Here is a 21,851-nt window from a genome sequence, read left to right as displayed (position 1 = left end):
TCCGTTATGTTGCCTCCTGTGACCCACTCCCGTGCCGTCGTCCTCGCCTCCCGACCCGTCGGCGAGCCCGCCCGCTCGAACCTTCGTCTCGAGACGCGCGAGCTCCCGGCCGTCGCCGACGGCCAAGTCTTGCTGAGGACGATCTACCTCTCGCTGGACCCGTACATGCGTGGCCGGATGAACGCAGCGCGTTCCTACGCCAAGCCGGTGGAGGTTGGCGAGGTGATGGAAGGCGGCACCGTCTGCGAGGTACTCGAGTCGGCGTCGCCTTCCTTCAGCCCCGGCGACATCGTCCTCGCGCACTCCGGCTGGCAGACCCACGCCGTGCAGGACAGTCAGTCCCTGCGCAGGGTCGACCCGGCCAAGGCACCTATCTCGACCGCTCTCGGAGTGCTCGGCATGCCAGGTTTCGCGGCGTACGTCGGACTCACCGAGATCGGGCGCGTCCGCGCGGGCGAGACGCTCGTGGTGGCGGCCGCGACAGGGGCCGTCGGGTCCGTCGTCGGCCAGATCGCCAAGATCCAGGGCGCCCGTACCGTCGGCATCGCGGGCGGCGCCCGCAAGGTGGCATGGCTGCGCGAGCTGGGATTCGACGTCGCCCTCGACCATCGATCCCCCACCTTCGAGAACGAGCTGAGCGAGGCCGTTCCGGACGGAATCGACATCTACTTCGAGAACGTCGGCGGCGCCGTGTGGGACGCCGTCTTCGATCACCTCAACGATTTCGCACGGGTCCCCGTCTGCGGCCTGATCTCTCAGTACAACGAGACGTCGGCGCCGACTGGGCCCGACCGGCTCCCGCAGCTGATGAGCGCGATCAACATCAAACGACTCGTCGTCCGCGGTTTCACGCAGCGAGACTTCATCTCGACCCACTACTCCGACTTCCAGCGCGACATGTCGGCCTGGCTTTCCGCCGGTCGGATCAAGTACCGAGAGGATTTCGTCGACGGGCTCGAGAACGCCCCTGACGCGTTCTTCGGCCTCCTGAAGGGGAAGAACTTCGGGAAGCTCATCGTCAAGGTCGCCGACGACCCCACGCGCCCCGCACCGCCCGTGCCGTGATGCGCTGGTCGCCGACGGCCTCGATCAGTCCTCGAAGACCACGAGGTCGGTGGCGTGTCGCTCAAAGCGCTCGAGCCCGTCCTGTGAGGCTCCGGGGTTGGAGTCGGCCATGGCGTGAAGGAGCGCGGACGAGGCGATGTTCATCGCTGCGGACGTGTCGAAGAGCAACCCACTCCCGAGCCTGACGGTGATGAGCTCGTCGGTCTCGTGCCCGACGGTCGCAAACGACTCGTCACTGAGAACCGCGGCCTTGAGCCCGATCTGCCTCGCATAACGCACCAGGTCACAGGCTTCTCGCGGGTAGCGCGGGAGGATGAACGCCAGGCACCAGGTGCCCCCCTCCGCCGCCGCACGAGCAAGGCTCTCCTTGGCCTCTGTGTCGCCGCGGTCGATCACAGAGATGTTCGGGTGCACCTTGGCACCGAGGTAGGCAAAGTGCTGGGCGAACGAACGCGAGATCCGCAGCCCGATGACCGGCAGCCGCTGCGAGGACATGAGGGCGGACCCGACCCGAGAAATCTGCTCTTCGAGGGTGACCGACTGGCCGAGCCACTGTAGATTGGCCACCTCGGCCCCGATCGCCTCGGCCAAAGGACTCGCGCTCTCGCCTTCGGGCGGAAGCGTCGACATCTCAGAGCGGGCCCACTTCTGGAGCGCTCGCTTGAAGTCCGAGAACCTGGCGTAACCGAGCGCGGCCGCGAACCGTGAGACCGAAGGTTGGCTGACGCCGACCTGCCGAGCAATGCTCTCGCTGGTGAGGAAGGCCGCAGCATCACGGTGATCGATCACATAACGCGCGATTCGTCGTTGCGCAGGCGATAGCCGGGCGTTGGTCAAGCGCTCATAGACGTCGGCCGGCGCCGGGGCCGCAGTGGCGGTCATGTCAAGCATCTCCTAGCGCGGATCAAACACGAGTGGGCGGGTGTGACGCCTCGGCAGTAGGGCCGGTCTCCCGGAGCAAGCGACACGGGTGATGTTCAGGTGCGCGAAGTTCTGGACTGCGCGCGACGTTGAAGGAACCAAGGCACAAAGAGTCATGCTCATCTTTCACCCCTTCCTCCCGGAACGCGAGACTCAGGCGACAGTCGACCCGCCGAGCCGAGCTGAATAGCTCTATGCATACTACTAGCCTCGATGATTCGCGCCTGACGTCGGCTCGTTCCGCCCGGCGGACCTGAGCACTGATGGTCGATGTCGGGGGCTCCGGGCATGGTGGCAGGGCCGTCTGTCGCAGCGGCGGGCGTAATCTCCCGGGGTCCTCCGGGTTGTTGGGGCAGCGGCTGGGCTGCTCAGCCCGGGGGCGGGGATGGCCGTGATCCGGTGGAACGCGGTGGTGGATCTGTTCGGCCCGGGGCCAGCTGGAGGCGATGCGTAAGCCAGTGGCGGCGTTGGCCGTGGACGAGGCGGGCGGCGGTGTGCGGGATCCGGGTAGCGCAGCCGCTTCGGTTCAGCTTTGGCCAGGTCGCCGTCGAGGCCGATGAGTTGCAGCCACGCGACCAGGTCGACGGCGATCGCGGCAGCGCTGCACCAGGCCCGGTGGATGGCGAGCTCGCGCGAGGGTGGCCGGCGCAGGCCGGTGTCCTTGGCGCAGCGGATCCGGTCCTCGACGCGGGCGTGGGCCCGGTGGCGGGCCTCCAGCCACTGCAAGGCGCCGCTGGTGGTGTTGGTGACGAACGCGGGTGTGGCGCCACCCATCGCGCTCCGCGAACAAGACCAGTTGGGCGCGGGGTGGGGGCGTTCTCGCCGGACGATGACCCGCATCCCGGCCGGCCAGCCCCGCAGGTGTCGCCGATCGACCAACCCAGGGAACACTCCACGGCGCGGCGGACGGTGTGACGTCCGGCCAGCCAGTCCAGCACTGCTGGAACCCGAAGAAGCGCTTGTGGTGGCCGCAGGGCAAGGTCACCCACTACCAGATCGAGGTGAGTCTGAACCTGGTCGCCGACACGGCATCGGCCTGCCACAGGGCCCGTGAATCAACGCCTACGCCGAATTTTTCGTCTGCCTCGCTGCAGCGTCCCCAACGTGGCGCGTTCGGTTCACCTCGGACGCTGGAGGGACTCCAGCGGCGACGCATAGGCGGGAGCCGGGAAGGTCCCAGGGGTCCTTCCCAGCTCCCAGCACGCCGCCATCCGCAGTCAGACAACCGGCACGTCGGACTTTCGGTCCGGACCGAGGTGGCGGGCGTACGCGCCGTTGGTGAAGAACGCCGGCAAGTCCTCACCGAATGCGGTTTCCTCGACGATCTGCGCGGCCCGCTCGGCACGGTCCCGGTCGGGGCCTTCGCGTCCCGCGGCCAGGGCGGCAAGTTCCTCCGCGAGGATCGACCGGACCAGTTCCTCTGTGACGCAGCCGCCGCCGGCCAGCGGAGTGCCGTGGTACAGCCACTGCCAGACCTGGCAGCGGGCGATCTCGGCGGTCGCCGCGTCCTCCATCATGTTCCACAGTGCCACCGCGCCCACGCCGCCGAGCCAGGCGTCGATGTAGTGCAGCGCGACCGCGATGTTGCACCGGAGTCCCTCCGCGGTGACCTGGCCCGGGGTCTTGTCCACGGCCAGCAGGTCGGCGGCGGTGACGCTGACATCGTCGCGAAGTCGATCGAGCTGGTTCGGGCGGTCGCCCAGCACCGCGTCGAACTCCTCCCGGCAGGTCTCGACCAGGCCCGGGTGGGCAACCCACGAGCCGTCGAACCCGTCGCCGGCCTCCCGCCGCTTGTCCGCCCGCACCCGGTTGAGTGTGACCTGGTTGACCTCCGGGTCCCGGCTGGGGATGAAGGCGGCCATCCCGCCGATGGCGTGCGCCCCACGCCGGTGACAGGTACGCACGAGCAGTTCGGTGTAGGCGCGCATGAACGGCACCGTCATGGTGACGTCGGATCTGTCCGGCAGGGCGAAGTCCGGCCACTGACCGAAGTTCTTGATCACGCTGAAGATGTAGTCCCACCGCCCGGCGTTCAGTCCCGCCGAGTGCTCGCGCAGCTCGTACAGGATCTCCTCCATCTCGAAGGCGGCGGTGATCGTCTCGATCAGCGTGGTGGCTCGGATGGTGCCGTGCGGCAGGCCGAGATACCGCTGCGCGAAGACGAAGATGTCATTCCACAGCCGCGCCTCCCGGTGGCTCTCCAGCTTCGGCAGGTAGAAGTACGGTCCGGCGCCGGCATCGAGCTGCCTGCGAGCGCAGTGGAAGAGGTAGAGCCCGAAGTCGACGAGGCTGGCCGAGATCGGCCGCCCGTCCACCGCGATTCCCTTCTCCACGAGGTGCCAGCCACGCGGCCGGACCACGATGGTGGCCAGCTCGTCGCCGAGGGCGTACCGCCTGCCGCGTGGGTCGGTGAAGTCGATCCTCCGGTCGAGGGCGTCGATCAGGTTGAGCTGGCCGCTGATGACGTTGTGCCAGGTCGGCGCGGTGGCGTCCTCGAAGTCGGCGAGCCACACCTGCGCGCCGGAGTTGAGCGCGTTGACGGTCATCTTGCGGTCGGGCGGTCCGGTGATCTCGACCCGCCGGTCGATGAGGCCGGGTGCCGGCGGGGCCACCCGCCAGGTGGGGTCGGCGCGGATGTCAGCGGTCTCCGGAAGAAAGTCGGGCAGCTGGCCGGTGGCGTACCGGTCGCGGCGGGCCCGCCGGGTGTCGAGCAGGGCCACCCGGCTGGCGGCAAACTCGTCGTCCAACCCGACCAGGAAGGCGAGCGCTTCGGCGGTGAGAACCTCGCCGAACCGCTCGGCCATCGGGCCGATGACCTCGTACCTCATGCGAACTGCTCCTCCTCGGTCGAGCCCCGCAGGGCGGTGGTCTCGGCGGCTGGGTTGAGTACCGTGCTGATCAGGTCGAAGTAGCCGGTGCCCACCTCGCGCTGGTGCTTGACGGCGGTGTAGCCGGTCGCCTCGGCGGCGAACTCCCGCTCCTGCAGCGCCACGTAGGCGGGCATTCCGTCACTGGCGTAGCCACGGGCCAGGTCGAACATCGAGTAGTTGAGGGCGTGGAAGCCGGCCAGGGTGATGAACTGGAACTTGTAGCCCATGTGGCCGAGCTCCCGCTGGAACTTCGCAATGGTCGCGTCGTCGAGGTGTTTGCGCCAGTTGAACGACGGCGAGCAGTTGTAGGCGAGCAGCTGGTCCGGGTACTGGTCCTTGATCGCCTCGGCGAAGCGACGGGCCACCTCCAGGTCCGGCGTGCTGGTCTCCATCCAGAGCAGGTCGGCGTGCGGGGCGTAGGCCAGGCCACGGGCGATGCACGGCTCGACCCCGTTTCGCACCCGGTAGAAGCCCTCGGCGGTCCGCTCGCCGGTGACGAACGGCCGGTCCCGTTCGTCCACGTCGGTGGTGAGCAGCGTGGCCGCCTGCGCGTCGGTGCGGGCGATGACCACTGACGGCACGCCGGCGACGTCGGCGGCGAGCCGCGCCGCCTCGAGGGTGCGAATATGTTGGCCGGTGGGGATGAGCACCTTCCCGCCGAGGTGGCCGCACTTCTTCTCGGCGGCGAGCTGATCTTCCCAGTGCACCCCCGCCGCGCCCGCCGTGATCATCGCAGTCATCAGCTCGTAGGCGTTGAGCGGGCCGCCGAAACCGGCCTCCGCGTCGGCGACGATCGGCGCCAGCCAGTCCGTTCCCGCCGTCTCGCCCTCGGCGGTGGTGATCTGGGCTGCGCGCAACAGGGCGTTGTTGATCCGGCGCACCACCATGGGCACCGAGTTGGCCGGGTAGAGGCTCTGGTCGGGGTAGGTGTGCCCGGCGAGGTTGGCGTCCGCGGCCACCTGCCATCCGGAGAGGTAGATTGCCTTGAGGCCGGCCCGGACCATCTGCACGGCCTGGTTGCCCGTGAGCGCGCCTAGGGCGTGGATGTAGTCCTCGCTGTGCAGCAGGCGCCACAGCCGGTCCGCCCCGTGCCGGGCAAGGGTGTGCTCCTCCTGGATCGCCCCGCGCAGGCGCACCACGTCCTCCGCGCGGTAGCTGCGCCGCACCCCCCGCCAACGCGGATCGGTCTCCCACTCGGTACGCAACCGCTCAACGGCGTTCTGCATGATGTTGTCCCCCTCGGACGTCGACGACGCCGGCAATCCGGACGCCCCCGCGGTGCGGCGTCGACCCGATGGCCGGTTCCGGTGTGCCGCCCACGGTCACACGGTGCCCACGGTGGGGTCGAGGGACGGAACAGGCCAATTTCTGAGAATTTCCCGCGTCGTCTTGCGAAGTTGTGAACGGGTATATTCACATCCTGCCAATGCTGTCCGACCTGCCAACGACCAGCGGGGAGGTGATGGCGATCACCAAGACCTTCGGCGGCGCCCGACTGCGCCGGATGCGCGAGGACCGAGCGCTCAGCCAGGCGCACCTGGCGCGCCTGCTGAACATTTCGCCCAGCTACCTCAACCAGATCGAGCACGATGCGCGGCCGCTGACCGTCCCGGTGCTCATCCGCATTACCGAGGTGTTCGGCGTCGATCCGACCACCTTCGCCCCCCGGGACACGCCGAGACTGGTCGCCGGGTTGCGAGAGGCTCTCCCCGGTCGGACGGGCGTCGCCGATCTCACGGAACTCGCTACCCGGCTGCCTGAGGTCGCAGAGGCGGTCATCGACCTGCATCGCCGGTACCGGCAGGCGGACGAGCAGCTCGCCGAGCTGCTGGGCAATCGCGAGGCGATCGGCCACAGCCCCCACGACCAGGTGACCGAGTTCTTCTACCGCCGGCAGAACTACGTGCCGGACCTGGACGAGGCGGCGGAGCGGCTGGCCGCGAGCATCGGGCTCCGCCGTGGCGAGGTCGGCGCCGCGCTGCAGGACCGGCTGGCCCAGCGGCACGACGTTCACGTGCGCCGCGACGACGCCAGTTCGCTCGGCGACGAACTGCACCGCTACCGTCCGCAGACCCGCACCCTGCACCTGTCGACGTCGCTGCGGGCCGGACAGGAGGCCATGCGGATGGCGGCGCAGATCGCGCTGCTGGAGTTCGCCGACGTGATCGACGAGATCGTGGAGGAGGAACAGTTCGACGAGACGCAGACCCAGATCCTCACCCGGGTCGGGTTGGCGAACTACTTCGCCGCCGCGCTGATCCTGCCGTACGAGCAGTTCCTGTCGGCGGCAGAGCAGCGCCGGTACGACATCGACCTGCTCACCCAGCATTTCGCGATGGGCTGGGAGACCGTGTGCCACCGGCTCAGCACCCTGCAACGCCCCCGCGCGCGCGGCGTGCCGTTCTCCTTTGTCCGGGTGGACCGGGCTGGCAACATGTCCAAACGCCAGTCCGCCACCGGCTTCCCGTTCTCCAGGACGGGCGGCACCTGCCCGCTGTGGAACGTCTACGAGGCGTTCAGCTCGCCCGGCCGGGTGGTCGTGCAGGTCGCCACGATGCCCGACGGGCAACGCTACCTGTGGATCGCCCGCACCATCACCCGCCACCACGGCGGCTACAACCAGCCGGGGAAGGTCTACGCGATCGGCCTGGGCTGCGAGACCCGGCACGCCGACCGGCTGGTCTACTCCGCCGGAATGGACCTGCAGGCAGCGGGGGCCGCCACACCGATCGGCCCCGGCTGCAAGACCTGCGAGCGGATGACCTGCCCGCAGCGGGCCGCCCCACCGATCAGCCGCCGGCTCGACCTGGACGAGAACCGGAGCACCTTCATCCCGTATCCGTTGAAGGACTGAACCGAGCCTGTCGTGCTGACCCGCTCCGTCTGCGCTACGCGGCCGGCCGGCGGGTGTGCCGGTTGATCAGCCGCTCCAGTTCGGCTCGCATGTCCAGCGTCGTCGCGACGTCCAGCAGCGCCCTCGCCAGCATCGGTGGCGGCTCCCGGTCCGCCAGCACCAGCCCGACGTGGTGCGCGCGCTGGGGCCGGGCTATCGGAATCAATTGCATTCCGTCCGGAACACCGAAGGCGTGCAGCCACGGCTGCGCGATCACCGTCGACCAGCGGTGGGTCGAGACGTGCGCATAGAGCACCGAGATGGTGTCGGACTCCAGCTTCGGCAGAATCGTCACCCCGGCCTCGGCGAAGTGCTGGTTGAGGATGCGGCGGTTCTGCATGTTCGACGGAAGCAGGCACAGCGGCACCTCCGACAACTCGGCCCAGCCGATGCTGTCGCGCTCGGCGAAGGGCCCGCCCTCCGGCGTGAGCAGCAGATAGCGCTCTCGGTAGAGGGGCACGGTGCGGACCGCGCCCAGGGGCTCACCGTCGATGTAGGTGATCCCGACGTCGAGCTCGAACGCCGCCAGTTGGCGTACGATCTGGCGCGACGACAGCGACTCCACCGCGAGCCGCACCAGCGGGTGGCGGGCGGAGAACGGCTCGGTCAGCAGTGCCACCGCCGTCAGGGCGGTCGGGATCGCCCCGATCCGCAGTACCCCCGACAACGCCCCGCGCATCGCCGTCAGGTCATGGCACAGCGCGTCGCGCTCGGCGAGCATCCGACGCGCCGACGCGACGACCCGCTCGCCCTCCGGGGTGAAGCCCTCGAACCGGTGGCCCCGCCGAACGACCTGCACGCCGAGCTCGGTCTCCAGTTTGCGGATCCCCGCCGACAGGGCTGGCTGCGAGACGTGGCACACCTCGGCGGCGCGGGCGAAGTGCCGTACCCGCGCCAGCGCGTCGAGATACTCGAGATAGCGCAGCAGCATCGCCCCGGACTATCCCACCTTCTCCTGCCCTGCCAGCTCCCGGCCCCCGGTGCCCGGCGCCGCGGGCGGCTGCCGGGCCGGCTCGGCCTGCTCCACCAGCACGCGCTCGGCGCCGGCGTAGACGTTCATGCTCGCTCCGCGCAGGAAGCCGACAAGCGTCAGACCCGACTCGACGGCCAGATCGACGGCCAGCGAGGACGGCGCGGAGACCGCGGCCAGCACCGGCACGCCCGCCATCACCGCCTTCTGCACCAGTTCGAAGGAGGCTCGCCCGGACACCATCAGCACGCACCCACGCAGCGGGACCCGCCCGCCCAGCAGGGCCCAGCCCAGCACCTTGTCCACGGCGTTGTGCCGCCCGACGTCCTCCCGGACCACCAGCAGCTGCCCGTCGGCGGTGAACAGCGCCGCAGCGTGCAGCCCACCGGTGGTGTCGAAGACCTGCTGCCCCGCCCGCAGCGCAGCGGGCAGCCCGGCCAGCACCCGGGTGCTGATCCGCACCGGGTCCGCGGCGGGACGGAAGCTGGAGGCCAGCCTCACCGCGTCCAGCGAGGCCTTGCCGCACACCCCGCAGGAGGACGTGGTGTAGAAGTTGCGCTCCACCCCCGGCTCCGGCGGCGCAACCCCGGCCGCGAGCGCGACGTCGAGCACGTTGTAGGTGTTGCGGCCCTCGTCGTCGCGGGACCCGCAGTAGCGGGCGGTGGTGACATCGGCTGCGGCGCGGATGACGCCCTCGGTGAGCAGGAACCCGTGGGCCAGCTCGACGTCGTGTCCCGGGGTGCGCATCGTCACTGCGAGCGCGCGGGCGCCGACCCGCAGCTCGAAGGGCTCCTCGGCGGCGAGGCTGTCCGGGACGCGGTGGGCGCCGGCCGGGGTGACCCGCAGCACAGGCCTGCGGACCGACAACCTGCCCATCAGCACCCCCCGCCGGGCAGCGCGATCAGCCGTACCGGGCCCTCGCCCGGCCCGACGACCGCAATCGCGTCCGCACCGGCGGCGCCGCGCAGCATCGCGCTGCCGACGTGCGTCACCGGCTCCGCGATACCCGCGCGTACCCGGACCGGAATCAGCGTCGTGACGCCGGGACGCCGCGGCAGCCGGGGGCCGCGCGCGGTGCCCAGCGGGGGTGGCCCCTCCCCGCGCAGCCCGGCGAGCACCGGTACTGCCAAGGTCAGGAACGCGACGAGAGCGGCCAGCGGGTTGCCGGGCAGCCCGACGACCAGCCTCCCGTCCGGGAGCCTGGCCAACGACTGGGGGTGACCCGGCCGGCAGGCCACGCCGTCGACCAGCAGCTCCGCGCCGAGCCGCTTGAGACACGGGCGCAGGTGGTCGGCCGGTCCGGCCGAGGACGAGCCCGAGACCAGCAGTACCTGGCCGCTGCCTGCCTCCAGCGCGCCGACCAGCGCCCTTTCCGAGTCCGGCAGCCGGGTGAGGCCGGCCGGCTGCCCGCCCGCCCATCCGATCAGCCCGGGCAACATCGGACCGATCGCGTCGCGCACCGCGCCCGGCCCCGGCAGCCCCCTGCTGCACAGCTCGTCGCCGGTGAGCAGCGCGCCGACCAACGGCCGCGGGTGCACCTCGAGCAGGTCGTTGCCGACTGCGGCGGCCAGCGCGGCCAGCAGGGGCGTGACCCGCGTGCCGACGGGGGCCAGCTGCTCCCCCCGCCGGCACTCCTCGCCCGCCCGGCGCACGTGCCGACCGAGCGGCGCAATCGCCGCCGCGGTCACCGACTGTTCGTAACGAAGGGCCTGCTCGTAGGGCAGCACCCCGTCGGTCCCCTCCGGAACCGGGGCGCCGGTGGCCACCTCACGGGCCTCGCCGTGCCGCAGCGCCGGCCCGGCAGTCTGGCCCGCATCGACCCGACCACGGATCGTCCACGGCGGTGCGCCCCGCACGGCGTAGCCGTCCATCGCCGACCGGTCGAACGACGGCAGGTCGATCAGGGCGAGCAGCGGCCGGGCCAGCGTCGTGCCGACCGCCGCCGCGGGGTCCAGCCGGTTGGGCGCCAGCGGCTCGGCCACCGAGTGGGCCAGCGCCCGTGCCTCATCCCAGTCCACCGTCTCCCCATCCACCCGTTTCCAGCCGTAGCTCGTATCCGTTGTTGCCTGTCCATCGCGGCGGCAGTGGCAGGCTCGGCGGCGCGGCCTTCCGCCGACGAACGTCCGGCCGCAAGAAGCTCACGCCGTCTCGGCCAGCCGGGCGGCGGCCGCCACGGCGAGCGGGTCGAGCCCGTCTCCGCCCTGATCGATGTGCACGAGCAGGGCCGCGCGCAGCCTCGGTGCCCAGAACCTCCGGATGTGGTCGGCCACCGCCGCCACCGCCGCCTCCTGCGGGTGGTGTTGAAACTGCCTGGAGATGTCGTTGGCCATCCGCACGTGCGGTGGGGTCGTGAGGGCGCTCATCGCTCGTCTTCCACGATCGCGACCGGGAGCGCGGGGCGCTCGGCCTCCGCGGCGGCCGTCGCCGTCGCGCTCGCTGGTGTCACCTGCACCGCGGTCACCTTGTACTCCGGGCAGTTGGTCGCCCAGTCGGAATGCTCGGTGGTGACCACGTTCGCCCCGGACTCCGGATGGTGGAAGGTCGTGTAGCAGACCCCGACCGGCATCCGGTCCGACAGCTGGGCACGCATCGTGGTCTGCCCGACCCGGCTGGCGAGGGTGACCCTGTCCCCGTCGTGGATGCCGCGCACCTCCGCGTCGTGCGGGTGGATTTCCAGCACGTCCTCCGGATGCCAGGCGACGTTGCCGGTGCGCCGGGTCTGGGCGCCCACGTTGTACTGGCTCAGGATCCGGCCTGTGGTCAGGATCAGCGGGAAACGCCGCGTGCTGCGCTCCTGGGTGGGCACGTAGTCGGTTCTGTTGAAGCGTCCCCTGCCGCGCACGAAGCCGTCGACGTGCATGATCGGCGTTCCGTCCGGCGCCGCGGCGTTGCATGGCCACTGCACGCTGCCGACCCGGTCCAGCATCTCGAACGAGACCCCGGCGAAGGTCGGGGTGGTCAATGCGATCTCATCCATGATTTGGGCCGCCGACTCGTAGTGCATGGGGTAGCCCATCGCCTGTGCGATCTCGCAGACAATCTGCCATTCCTGCTTCCCGGTGCGGGCCGGCCGCACCGGGCGGACCCGGTTGATCCGCCGCTCGGCGTTGGTGAACGTGCCGTCCTTCTCCAGGAAGGACGTGCCGGGCAGCAGGACGTGGGCGAACCTGGCCGTCTCGTTGACGAACAGGTCCTGCACGACCAGCAGGTCGAGCGCCGTCAGGGCGGCGTGCACGTGCGTGGTGTTCGGGTCGGACTGGGCGATGTCCTCGCCTTGTACGAACAGGGCCCGGAACGACCCGTCCAGCGCCGAGTCGAACATGTTCGGGATGCGCAGGCCCGGCTCGTCGAGCAGCGGTACTCCCCACAGGTGCTCATAGACCGACCGCACACCGTCGTCGGCGACGTGACGATAGCCGGGCAGCTCGTGCGGGAAGGAGCCCATGTCGCACGAGCCCTGCACGTTGTTCTGCCCGCGCAACGGGTTGACCCCCACCCCGGGGCGGCCGATGTTGCCGGTCGCCATCGCGAGGTTGGCCATACCCATGACCATCGTGGAACCCTGGCTGTGCTCGGTGACGCCAAGGCCGTAGTAGATCGCGGCGTTGCCCGCGGTCGCATACAGCCGGGCCGCCTCGCGCAGTTCGGCTGCTGGCACCCCGGTGATCTCCTGCACGGCCTCGGGGCTGTTCTCCGGGCGGGCGATGAACTCCGCCCACTCGTCAAAGCCCTCGCAGCGCTGCGCGACGAACTCGTCGTTCACCAGGCCCTCGGTGACCACCACGTGTGCCATCGCGTTGACAACCGCGACGTTGGTGCCGGGGGCCAGCTGCAGGTGGTGGCGCGCCTCCACGTGCGGAGAACGGACGAGCCCGATACGCCGTGGATCCACCACGATCAACTGGGCTCCCCGGCGTAGCTGCTGCTTGAGCCGGGAGGCGAAAACCGGGTGCGCGTCGGTGGGGTTCGCCCCGATCAGCAGCACGACGTCGGCCTCGGCGACCGAGGCGAAGTCCTGCGTGCCTGCCGAGGTGCCGAACGCCTGGCTCAGGCCGTAGCCGGTGGGCGAGTGGCACACCCGCGCGCAGGTGTCGACGTTGTTGTTGCCGAACGCCGCCCGCACCATCTTCTGGACGACGTAGACCTCCTCGTTGGTGCACCGCGACGAGGTGATCGCACCGATCGCGCCCTGGCCGTGCTCGGCCTGGATCTCGCGCAGCCGCCGGGCGGTGAACGAGATCGCCTCCTCCCAGCTGACCTCCCGCCACTCGTCGGTGATCGATTCGCGCAGCCGCGGGGTGAGCACCCGGTCGGGGTGGGAGGCGTAGCCGAAGGCGAAACGGCCCTTGACGCACGAATGGCCCTCGTTGGCGCCGCCGTCCTTGTAGGGCACCATGCGGACCAGCTCGTCGCCGCGCAACTCCGCCTTGAACGAGCAGCCGACGCCGCAGTAGGCGCACGTGGTGATCACGGTACGGGTGGGCATGCCGAGCTCGACGACCGAGCGCTCCTGCAGCGTCGCCGTCGGGCAGGCCTGCACGCAGGCGCCGCACGAGACGCACTCGGAGCTGAGGAAGTTGTCGGCCGCGGTGCCCGCGGAAACTCTCGAGCCGAAGCCGCGCCCCTCGATCGTCAGCGCAAAGGTGCCCTGGATCTCGTCGCAGGCCCGCACACAGCGCGAGCAGACGATGCACTTGGACGAGTCGAAGTCGAAGTAGGGGTTGGAGCGGTCGGTCGCCCCGTCGAGGTGGTTCTCGCCGTCGAACCCGTAGCGGACCTCGCGCAGCCCTACCACGCCGGACATGTCCTGCAGCTCGCAGTCGCCGTTGGCCGAGCAGGTCAGACAGTCCAGCGGGTGGTCGGAAATGTAGAGCTCCATGACGCCGCGGCGCAGGCGCTCCAGCTTCGAGGTCTGGGTGTGTACGACCATGCCCGGCCCGACCGGGGTGGTGCACGAGGCAGGCGTACCGCGTGCACCGTCGATCTCGACCACGCACAGCCGGCACGAACCGAAGGCCTTCAGGCTGTCGGTGGCGCACAGCTTGGGGATGTCGATCCCGGCCTCCGCAGCGGCGCGCAGCACCGAGGTGCCCGGCGCGACAGCGACCACGACACCGTCGACGGTGAGTTCCACGGTGGCCTCACCGGGAACAGCAGGGGTGCCGAGATCGGGTTCCTTGAGCAGACTCATCGGGTGCACTCCCCCTCGGTGTCGGCGGATCGAACGTCGAAGTCGGTGCCAAAGTGCCGGACCGCGCTGCGGACCGGCATCGGCGTCAGGCCGCCCATCGCGCACAGCGACCCGTCGGTCATCAGCTCGCACAGGTCCTCGAGCAGGACCAGGTTGCGCTCCCGCTGCTCACCGGCCCGAATCCGGTCGATCACCTCAACCCCACGCACGGCACCGATCCGGCAGGGCGTGCACTTGCCGCAGGACTCCTCGGCGCAGAACTCGAAGGCGAAGCGGGCCATCCTGGCCATGTCGACGGTGTCGTCGAACACGACGATCCCGCCATGTCCGAGCATGGCGCCCGCCGCGGCGAACGCCTCGTAGTCCATCGGCAGGTCGAACTGCTCGACCGGCAGGTAGGCGCCCAGCGGGCCGCCGACCTGGACCGCGCGTACCGGCCGGCCGCTGCGGGTGCCTGCGCCGTAGTCCTCGACCAGCTCCCGCAGGGTGACGCCGAAGTCGGTCTCGACGATTCCGCCACGGGCGATGTTGCCGCCGAGCTGGAACACGCTGGTGCCGCGCGAGCGCCCGGTGCCGCGCGCGGCGTAGGCCGCCGCGCCGCCGGCCAGGATCGCCGGAACGGTGGCCAACGAGAGCACGTTGTTGACCACGGTCGGACGGCCGAAGAGCCCTTCCACGGCCGGGATCGGCGGTTTGCTCCGGACCATGCCGCGCTTGCCCTCCAGGCTCTCCAGCATGGAGGTCTCCTCGCCACAGATGTAGGCACCGGCACCGACCCGCACATGCAGGTCGAACCGCAGCGACGAGCCGAGCACCCGCTCACCCAGCCAGCCGTGGGCGTAGGCGATCTCGATCGCGGAGGTCACGGTGGCGACCGCGTCCGGGTACTCCGAACGGATGTAGACGTACCCCTCGGTCGCGCCGGTCGCGTGCGCGCCGATCGTCATACCCTCGATCAGGCTGAACGGGTCGCCCTCCAGCAGCATCCGGTCGGCGAAGGTCCCGCTGTCGCCCTCGTCGGCGTTGCAGCAGATGTACTTCACAGGGTCCTGCGCCTCGAGCACGGTCCGCCACTTGACGCCGGTCGGGAATCCCGCCCCGCCGCGGCCACGCAGGCCGGAGTCGATGACCTCGGCGACGACGTCGGCCGGGGCGAGCTCCAGCGCCCTGCGCAGCCCGGCCAGCCCGCCGTGGGCCTGAAAGTCCCCCACCGACAGCGGGTCGACCACGCCGACCCTGGCGAAGGTGACCCGCCGCTGGTCGCGCAGCCACGGCAGCTGCTCAACCGGACCGAGGCACAGCGGGTGGTCGGTCGGCCCGTCGGTGACTCCGGCCGTGGCCAGCAGGCCGTCGACATCGCCCGGCTCCACCGGCCCGTAGCCGATCCGCCCGGCGGGAGTCGCCACCTCCAGCAACGGTTCCAGCCACAGCAGCCCACGCGATCCGGTCCGCACGACCCGCCACTGGCCCGGCGCGCCCGCCAACTGCTGGGCCACCGCGTCGGCGCCGACCGAGCGGGCCGCGGTGTCCCGCGGGAGGTAGACGGTGACCGGCTCGTTCATCGTGCTTCCTCGCCGTCGCGGTCGGACCGGTCAGCCGCGGGCGCACCCGCTGCCGGGGCGGTACCCGCGCCGTCGGCCGGGGCGGCCGGTGGCCCGCCGGGCCGCTGCCGTGCACTGGTGACGAGGCCGTCCAGTCGGGCGCCGTCGACCCTCCCGTATACGGTGGTCCCGATCTGGACCGAGGGGCCGAGCGCGCAGTTGCCGAGGCAGAACACCTGGTCGAGGGTGACCGAGCCGTCCGCCGTGGTCTGGCCGACGTCAACGCCGATGCTGGTGCGGGCGTGCTCGACGAGCTGGTCGGCACCGACCGACTGGCAGGCTTCCCCCCGGCAGATCCGCACTGTGGTAACGCCGGCCGGGGTGGTCCGGAAATCTCGATAGAAGCTGATCACGCCGTGGATCTCGGCCCGGGAGAGGTTGAGCCCCTCGGCCATGACGCCGATCGCGGCAGGGTCGACGTGACCGAACTCGGCCATCAGTGTGTGCAGGATCGGTAGCAGGGCCGCAGGGTCCCCGCGGTGCGCGGCCACGACCGACCGCACCCGTTCCTCGTATCCAGATCCGCTCACCACGACGCCGTGTGTCATCGGGTCATGTTCCAGGGAGCCGATTGGGCAGGTCAAAGCACTCCTGGCTATCAGCGGATAACTACCATCTATCACCCGTACGAAACACCAGAAGCGGTCAACCGCTCACCGTTGCAGATTCCGCTTCAGCGGTCTCCCGACTTGCAGACCGGCTGACTCGATCACGTGCACGCCTCGCGTCAGCGTCCGCGGCTCCGGGGCTCGATCACGTCGACGACCAGCGTCGGCCACGGCCGTTCCCTCGGTGCCACCCGCGGCCAGGTACGCACCCGCTTCCTGGCCGAGGCGCTGCTGCTGTCCGCCCTCGGCGGGATCGGTGGCGTCCTGCTCGGCGCCGGGGTGACGGCCGGCTACGCCTTCTCGCAGTCGTGGCCAGCGGTGGTGCCGGTGTGGGCGGTGGCCGGCGGGGTCGGTGTGACCCGTGCTGCCCACCGGTACCCCCGGGCCGGGGGACAGCACGCGGGTTCGCCCCTTCACCGGGATGCACAATGGTTTGCCGCTGACCGGGTGTGCCTGCACCTGCGCTTCGATGCCGAACACCTCGTACAGCAGCTCAGGGGTGAGCACCTGCTCGGGTGGGCCTTCGGTGACCAGGACGCCGGACTTCATCACGAAGATGTGATCGGCGTCCTCGGCGGCCATGTTGAAGTCGTGCAGCACCATCGCCACCGTCTTGCCCTGCGCGCGGTTGAGCTCGGCCAGCAGGTCCAGCACCTCGAGCTGGTAGGCGACGTCCAGGAAGGTCGTCGGCTCGTCGAGCAGGATCAGATCGGTGCCTTGGGCCAGGCACAGCGCGATCCAGGCGCGCTGGCGCTGCCCCCCGGAGAGCTGGTCGACGTCCTGGGTTTCGGTGACGACCTCGCCACCGGGCTCGGCGGGCTGAGAAAGAGCTGCGCGGCGATGTCGCGGTTGGCGGCGCCACCGGCCCGCCAGCCGTACGACCTGGCGTTCCTGGGGGTGAGCACGCTGAGCGGGTCACCCGCCCGGCGCGGCGCCGCCGGCACGTCCCCGGTGGCCCGCAGCTCCGCGCGAGCAACAGACCGTCGATGGCGGTGAGCAGGTCGTCGTCCGGGCTGGGCACCGGACCGCGTGCCGACCGGGCCCGGACCGCGCAGCTCCGGGGCCGGACGGTTCGGTGTTAGCATCGACCGACTGCCGCGCGGGATCGGGGCTCATGAACGAATTCGTTGAACTGGGCATCTACACCCAGTTGGCCCGGATCGGCAAGGCGCTGGCCCATCCCGTACGCCTGCGGCTGCTCGATCTGCTCGAGGACGGCGAGATAGAGGTCGATCGGCTGGCGCGTGCCGCCGACGTCAGCCTGAAGAACACCTCGGCGCAGCTGCAGCAGCTCCGGAGCGCCAACCTGGTTGTCACGCGCAGGCAGGGCAACCGGATCTACTACCGGCTTGCCGGGCCCGAGGTGTCCAGCCTGCTGTCCGCGCTGCAGTCGTGTGCCGAGCAGCGGCTCGCCGATCTACGTGAGGCCATCGCCGACCTGCTCGGCGATCCCGACGAGATGATGCCGGTGACCGTCGATCAGCTACGCACGCGCCTCGACGATCCCGGAGTCGTGGTGGTGGACGTCCGGCCCGCGCGGGAATACGCCAGGGGCCACATCCCTGGAGCGGTCAACCTGCCGGCGCAGGAGCTCGAGGCCAGGTTCGACGACATCCCCCGCAACGTCGAGATCATCGCCTACTGTCAGGGGCCGTACTGCGTGCTGTCCCCGGATGTCGTCCGCCTGCTGCGCGATCGTGGATACCCGGCCCGGCCGCTGGCGGGTGGTATGACCCGGTGGGCGCGTGAGGGCGGCACGGTGCAGCGCGGTGGGCAGATCGACGCGGACCGGTGACCGGGCCGTCGGCACCGCCTCGTGGGTTCAGCGCCTGACTCCACCCGGCGGGGCGGCACCGGGAAGCCCCGGAGCCGAGGGCTCCAACGCCGCGGGCTTCGCGAGCCCGTCCGCCGTGGACGGCTCCGGAGGGGACGCATGCGGTTCGACGGCCTGGCGGGGCAGCCGCGGCTCGAGCCGGGTGAGCGTCAGCGCCGAGCCCGCCACGCCAGCCGCCAGCACCAGCCACATCACCGCGGGCGACAGCGCCAGCAGGCTGGTGAGCACCGCTGGCGCCAGGGCCGTCGGGACGGCCCACGAGAGCTGGTACACGGCCAGGTGCCGGCCCCGGGTGTATTCCGGCGCGGCGTTGGCCACGAGGGCCGAGGCAGTCGCGCCGTGCAGGAGTTCGCCCACGGTGAACAGCACGGTCGCGGCGAAGACACCGGCGATGAGGGCGCGGTCGGACGAGACCAGGCCGAGCGCCTCGAACAGTAGAAAAGACATGCAGAAGACAGCCCCGCCGAGCGCCGCCGCCCGGGTTCGCCGGTACCGCGTCAGATACCCGCTGACCGGGATCTGGAGCACCGCGATGCCGATGGTGTTGACCGCGTACAAGACGCCGACAATCGAGTTCGGGGCGCCAAGATCCTGGGTCACGTAGACGGGAAGGCTCACCGACAACACCATGTACCCGAATGCGGTCGGCACGTTCAGCAGGGTGAGGGCCAGAAACGGACGGTTGCGGAAGACCAGGCGGTACCCTCGCCGGATCCTGGCGGTGCTGTCGTGCGCGGGCGGCGGCGCCGCGATGGTTCGCATGAGGCCGGCGGTGACGAGGAAGGCGGCTCCGCTGGTCAGGACGATCGCCTGATAGGCGACGTCCGAGCCCCAGCCCAGGGCGGCGGCCGCGAACAGGCCGCCGAGGCCCAGCCCCGCGTTACGCAGGCTCCGCTGGGCAGCGATCAGGCGGTCCCGGTCGGCGCCGCGGGCGATCTCGGCGACCAGGGACTGGATGGACGGCGGGAAGCTCCCGTCGCCGAGAGCGACGACCGCGACCGCGAAAAACATCGGCACGGGCGAATCTACGAGCGGGTAACACGCGAACCCGGCTGCGCGCAGCAGGTATCCGCCGATCACCACGGCCCGCGCCCCGAGACGGTCCACCAGGATTCCCGCCACGGGATTACTGACCAACGACAGCAGCGCCGCGGCACTCATGATCGTTCCGACCTGGACGATCGGCAGCCCGGTGACGTGGTGGAAATACAGCAGCGAGATCGGCAGGTACATCCCGCTGCCGGTGGCGTCGACGACCATGGCGGTCATGTACCGCAGCCGCATCGACCCGCGGGCACTGCCGGCGTTCATGCCGGCACCACGATCTCGGTCTGGGCCTCGAAGCGGGCGCCCAACAGACGCAGCCGGCGCTCGCACTCCGTGCGCTCGGGTGCCGAGGCGACTGCGGCCACCAGGAAGTCGGAGGATCCCGACGCCGGATCCAACAGCTGCCCCGGCCGCGCGTAGATCCAGAAGTGTTCCAGCCAGTCCTCCTGGGGCGCCTGCGGCACCTGGCGCACGAGCCCGGGCCGCTTCATCATCAGGACCTGGCCGGCCATGCGTGTCGGCACGGGCCGCGGCCCGCCGGCGACCGCTTCCTCCAGCCCGGGTAACGGCAGCCCGGCCTGGGCACGGGTGGCGTACTCGCCGAGGTTCACGCCGAACATGGCGGCGAGGACCTCACGAACCTTCGCCCCGGCCGGGCGGGCGGCGATCTCGCAGACGACCAGCCGGTCGTCCGGCGTGTGGAAGATCTCGGCGTGGAAGGCGTGGTCGCGCAGCCGGCTGCACTCCGGCCGCAGGGCGGCCAGCGCCCCCTCCGTCAGGTCCAGCAGTCGCTTGTTCAGCGGGTCGTCCGTATCGAGGGCGACGTCCACCCGGCTGCCCGCGTCCGTGCCGAACGACGCCAGGTCGTACTGGTACTGCGACGGCCAGCCCAGTACCATGCGGCCATCCACCACCAAGCCGTCGACGTGACACATGCGGCCGGGCACGTACGTCTCCAGCAGCAGGTCGTCGCGAACGCTGCCCGGTTCTGGCCAGGCGGCCGAGAGGTGCTGCTCAAGGGCGTCCGGGTCGTCGAGGATCCGCAGACCAATCGCGTTGTACCCATGGCGATCCTTGCTGACCAGTGGAAAGCCGTGCAGCTCGGCGAAGGCCCGTGCGTCGGCCGCGACCCGCGGCACAGTGTAGCTGGCCGTCTCGATGCCCACGACGCGCAGCCGCGCCTTCATGGTGGCCTTGTCCCGGAAGGGCGCCGTGTCGGACGGCCAGGCGCCGGCCAGCCTGTGCGCCTGCCGCAGCCCGGCCGCTAGGTCGACGTCCGCCTCGTGATGCGCGATCACGGTCTCCACAGCGAACTCGGCCGCCAGGCTCGACGCGCGGCGGCGCAGCGACTCCTGGTCGTCGAACGTGTCCAGGAACTCCAGCCGCCGGTAGCCCAGGTCGTCGTCGGGCACGGTCTCGCCGAACAGCTCCAGCCTGTCCCGGGCAGCGAGCACGACCACGTCACCGGGGTAGTCCCGCAGCCACTGGTCGTACGGAAACGGTTCGAGTGGGTTACGGTGCAGGACGAGTACGGTCATGCCCGCGCCTCCACGACGTCGCTGTGCTGCTCCACGGCCGGGTCCACGACCGCTATCTGGGCGATCCCCGGGCGGCCGCCGTGGCTCACCGTGCGGACCCGGATGTGATCCCGGAGGACTGCGGCGCCGCGGCGGATCGCCGACTCGGGGTCTGGCGCGGTGACCGCCACCAGGCCCAGCCGGTCCCAGTTGTCGCGCAGTTCCCGGATGACGTCTCCCGGGTGCGCGCTCATCCGGACCGTGAGAACGTCCGGCAGCCGCCGCGCGTCCTCCACTCCCTCCACGGATCCGATCCGGCCCGGCTCGGCGACCAGGAACCGGGTGCAGGCGGCCGCTCGCTCCCGGGGGCGGTCCGGAAGCTCCGGCACCAGGCCGAAGGGCCAGCCGAGCGCGTACGTGGTCAGGTCCACGCCATAGGCACCCTCGACCAGTTCCGGGATGGCGTCCCCGGCGATCCGGTTGTGGCTCTCGATGACCACCGGGCCGTCGGGGCCGATTCGCATCTCGGTATGGCTCACGCCGTCCCGGAGGCCCACGGCGGCGAGGAACCGGCGGACGTACCCGCGGGCGGCCTCCTGGTCGGCGTGCGGCAGCCGGGCGGGAACGACGTGCCCGACCTCGGCGAAGCCCGGTGCGACGAACTTCTCGGTGACCGCGACGACGACGTGCCGCCCGGCGAAGCTGAAGCACTCGACGCTGAGCTCCGGGCCGTCGACGTACTGCTCCATGATGAAGTCCTGGATCAGGAACAGGGTGGAGCCACGGTCGGTACGCTTGCCGCGCAGTTCCTGGACCCGCGCCCACACCTCGTCGGCGTCCTGGGGACCGCGGACGAGGAAAACGCCAAAACTCGCGGTGCCGTCGACCGGTTTGACGATGAACGCGCCGTGCTCGGCGCCGAAACGGTCCAGATCCGCCCGTTCGGTCAGGGGCGCCGCCGCGACCGAGGGCACGCCGGCGGCAGCGAGGTGCCGGCGCATCGCCCACTTGTCGCGCAGCAGGTGCGCGACCTCGTACCCCGTCCCGCCGAGGCCGTACCGGTCGTTGATCCGGCCCGCCGGTTCCAGTCCCGGTTCGGTCAGCGACAGGGCGGCGTCGAATCCGGGATCGTGCCACAACTGGCGGACCAACGGCTCCACGGCCGACCAGTCGGTGTAGTCGACGATCCGCACCACGTCGGCCAGGTCCTGTTGGGCGCTGGTCATCTTGGTGGGATGCTGCAGCAGCAGGACACGCAGGCCGAGCGCCTTGGCCTTGCGTACCGTGTCCTCGACCGCTCCGACCAGCAGCAGAGTGCCGCATGAGCTCGTCAC

Annotated in this window: 17 protein-coding genes and 1 pseudogene; 4 read left to right on the top strand and 14 right to left on the bottom strand. The window is 70.6% G+C overall.

Going from position 1 to position 21,851, the window contains the following annotated elements; genetic code table 11:
• Positions 1–18 precede the first annotated feature (18 nt).
• Complete coding sequence (locus ACGFIZ_RS04955) at positions 19–1,065, top strand: NADP-dependent oxidoreductase (protein ID WP_393415930.1); 1,047 nt, start codon at positions 19–21, stop codon at positions 1,063–1,065.
• A 24-nt stretch (positions 1,066–1,089) separates the two neighbouring features.
• Here ACGFIZ_RS04955 and ACGFIZ_RS04950 read toward each other — a convergent pair whose 3' ends face one another.
• The 4 genes from ACGFIZ_RS04950 to aceA all read right to left on the bottom strand — a co-directional run bounded on the left by ACGFIZ_RS04950 (position 1,090) and on the right by aceA (position 6,082).
• Positions 1,090–1,947: a MurR/RpiR family transcriptional regulator gene (locus ACGFIZ_RS04950; RefSeq protein ID WP_393415928.1), complete on the bottom strand. Its 858-nt coding sequence runs from the start codon at positions 1,945–1,947 to the stop codon at positions 1,090–1,092.
• Positions 1,948–2,190: 243 nt separating this feature from the next.
• A complete protein-coding gene (locus tag ACGFIZ_RS04945) occupies positions 2,191–2,877 on the bottom strand; it encodes a transposase (protein ID WP_393415926.1) in 687 nt (228 codons plus the stop codon).
• Positions 2,878–3,203: 326 nt separating this feature from the next.
• Positions 3,204–4,814: a malate synthase A gene (gene aceB / locus ACGFIZ_RS04940; protein ID WP_393415924.1), complete on the bottom strand. Its 1,611-nt coding sequence runs from the start codon at positions 4,812–4,814 to the stop codon at positions 3,204–3,206.
• Positions 4,811–6,082: an isocitrate lyase gene (aceA, locus tag ACGFIZ_RS04935; protein WP_393415922.1), complete on the bottom strand. Its 1,272-nt coding sequence runs from the start codon at positions 6,080–6,082 to the stop codon at positions 4,811–4,813. The genes aceB and aceA overlap by 4 nt, the downstream gene beginning before the upstream one ends.
• A 200-nt stretch (positions 6,083–6,282) precedes the next feature.
• Here aceA and ACGFIZ_RS04930 point away from each other — a divergent pair, with 200 nt between their 5' ends.
• The gene (locus tag ACGFIZ_RS04930; RefSeq protein WP_393415920.1) at positions 6,283–7,710 is read left to right on the top strand and encodes a short-chain fatty acyl-CoA regulator family protein; all 1,428 of its coding nucleotides are present in this window, start codon (positions 6,283–6,285) and stop codon (positions 7,708–7,710) included.
• A 34-nt stretch (positions 7,711–7,744) separates the two neighbouring features.
• Here ACGFIZ_RS04930 and ACGFIZ_RS04925 read toward each other — a convergent pair whose 3' ends face one another.
• From ACGFIZ_RS04925 to ACGFIZ_RS04895, 7 genes are all read right to left on the bottom strand, one after another.
• Positions 7,745–8,680 (bottom strand): LysR substrate-binding domain-containing protein, encoded by a 936-nt coding sequence (locus ACGFIZ_RS04925; RefSeq protein WP_393415918.1) that lies wholly within the window; start codon positions 8,678–8,680, stop codon positions 7,745–7,747.
• A 9-nt stretch (positions 8,681–8,689) separates the two neighbouring features.
• Positions 8,690–9,595: a formate dehydrogenase accessory sulfurtransferase FdhD gene (fdhD, locus tag ACGFIZ_RS04920; RefSeq protein ID WP_393415916.1), complete on the bottom strand. Its 906-nt coding sequence runs from the start codon at positions 9,593–9,595 to the stop codon at positions 8,690–8,692.
• Positions 9,595–10,737, bottom strand: a complete 1,143-nt coding sequence (locus ACGFIZ_RS04915; RefSeq protein WP_393415914.1) for a molybdopterin molybdotransferase MoeA — start codon at positions 10,735–10,737, stop codon at positions 9,595–9,597. The genes fdhD and ACGFIZ_RS04915 overlap by 1 nt, the downstream gene beginning before the upstream one ends.
• A 120-nt stretch (positions 10,738–10,857) precedes the next feature.
• Positions 10,858–11,082, bottom strand: a complete 225-nt coding sequence (locus ACGFIZ_RS04910) for a formate dehydrogenase subunit delta (protein ID WP_393415912.1) — start codon at positions 11,080–11,082, stop codon at positions 10,858–10,860.
• Entirely contained in the window at positions 11,079–13,910 is a 2,832-nt protein-coding gene (gene fdhF, locus ACGFIZ_RS04905; RefSeq protein ID WP_393415910.1) for a formate dehydrogenase subunit alpha, read from the bottom strand. Before fdhF ends, ACGFIZ_RS04910 begins: the two co-directional genes overlap by 4 nt.
• Positions 13,907–15,472, bottom strand: a complete 1,566-nt coding sequence (locus ACGFIZ_RS04900; RefSeq protein WP_393415908.1) for a formate dehydrogenase beta subunit — start codon at positions 15,470–15,472, stop codon at positions 13,907–13,909. The genes fdhF and ACGFIZ_RS04900 overlap by 4 nt, the downstream gene beginning before the upstream one ends.
• Complete coding sequence (locus ACGFIZ_RS04895) at positions 15,469–16,059, bottom strand: NAD(P)H-dependent oxidoreductase subunit E (protein WP_393415906.1); 591 nt, start codon at positions 16,057–16,059, stop codon at positions 15,469–15,471. Before ACGFIZ_RS04895 ends, ACGFIZ_RS04900 begins: the two co-directional genes overlap by 4 nt.
• A 222-nt stretch (positions 16,060–16,281) precedes the next feature.
• Here ACGFIZ_RS04895 and ACGFIZ_RS04890 point away from each other — a divergent pair.
• Both ACGFIZ_RS04890 and ACGFIZ_RS04885 read left to right on the top strand, forming a co-directional pair.
• Positions 16,282–16,479: pseudogene (locus ACGFIZ_RS04890) on the top strand (FtsX-like permease family protein); the annotation flags it as partial.
• Between the two features lie 754 nt (positions 16,480–17,233).
• Positions 17,234–17,914, top strand: a complete 681-nt coding sequence (locus ACGFIZ_RS04885; protein WP_393415904.1) for an ArsR/SmtB family transcription factor — start codon at positions 17,234–17,236, stop codon at positions 17,912–17,914.
• Positions 17,915–17,941: 27 nt separating this feature from the next.
• Here ACGFIZ_RS04885 and ACGFIZ_RS04880 read toward each other — a convergent pair whose 3' ends face one another.
• Genes ACGFIZ_RS04880 through ACGFIZ_RS04870 form a run of 3 tightly spaced genes read right to left on the bottom strand, consistent with a single transcriptional unit; the run spans position 17,942 to position 21,851 of the window.
• Positions 17,942–19,264, bottom strand: coding sequence for an MFS transporter (locus ACGFIZ_RS04880; RefSeq protein ID WP_393415903.1), 1,323 nt, complete (start codon positions 19,262–19,264; stop codon positions 17,942–17,944).
• Positions 19,261–20,538 carry an acetyl-CoA carboxylase biotin carboxylase subunit family protein gene (locus ACGFIZ_RS04875; protein ID WP_393415901.1) on the bottom strand — a complete coding sequence of 426 codons (1,278 nt, stop codon included), beginning with the start codon at positions 20,536–20,538 and terminating at the stop codon, positions 19,261–19,263. Before ACGFIZ_RS04875 ends, ACGFIZ_RS04880 begins: the two co-directional genes overlap by 4 nt.
• Positions 20,535–21,851 (bottom strand): ATP-grasp domain-containing protein, encoded by a 1,317-nt coding sequence (locus ACGFIZ_RS04870; RefSeq protein ID WP_393415899.1) that lies wholly within the window; start codon positions 21,849–21,851, stop codon positions 20,535–20,537. Before ACGFIZ_RS04870 ends, ACGFIZ_RS04875 begins: the two co-directional genes overlap by 4 nt.

The organism is Micromonospora sp. NPDC048830, from assembly GCF_043198215.1.
Classification (GTDB): domain Bacteria; phylum Actinomycetota; class Actinomycetes; order Mycobacteriales; family Micromonosporaceae; genus Micromonospora.
Note: the sequence above shows the minus strand (reverse complement) of the source record. Positions and strands in the feature narration are given on the sequence as shown.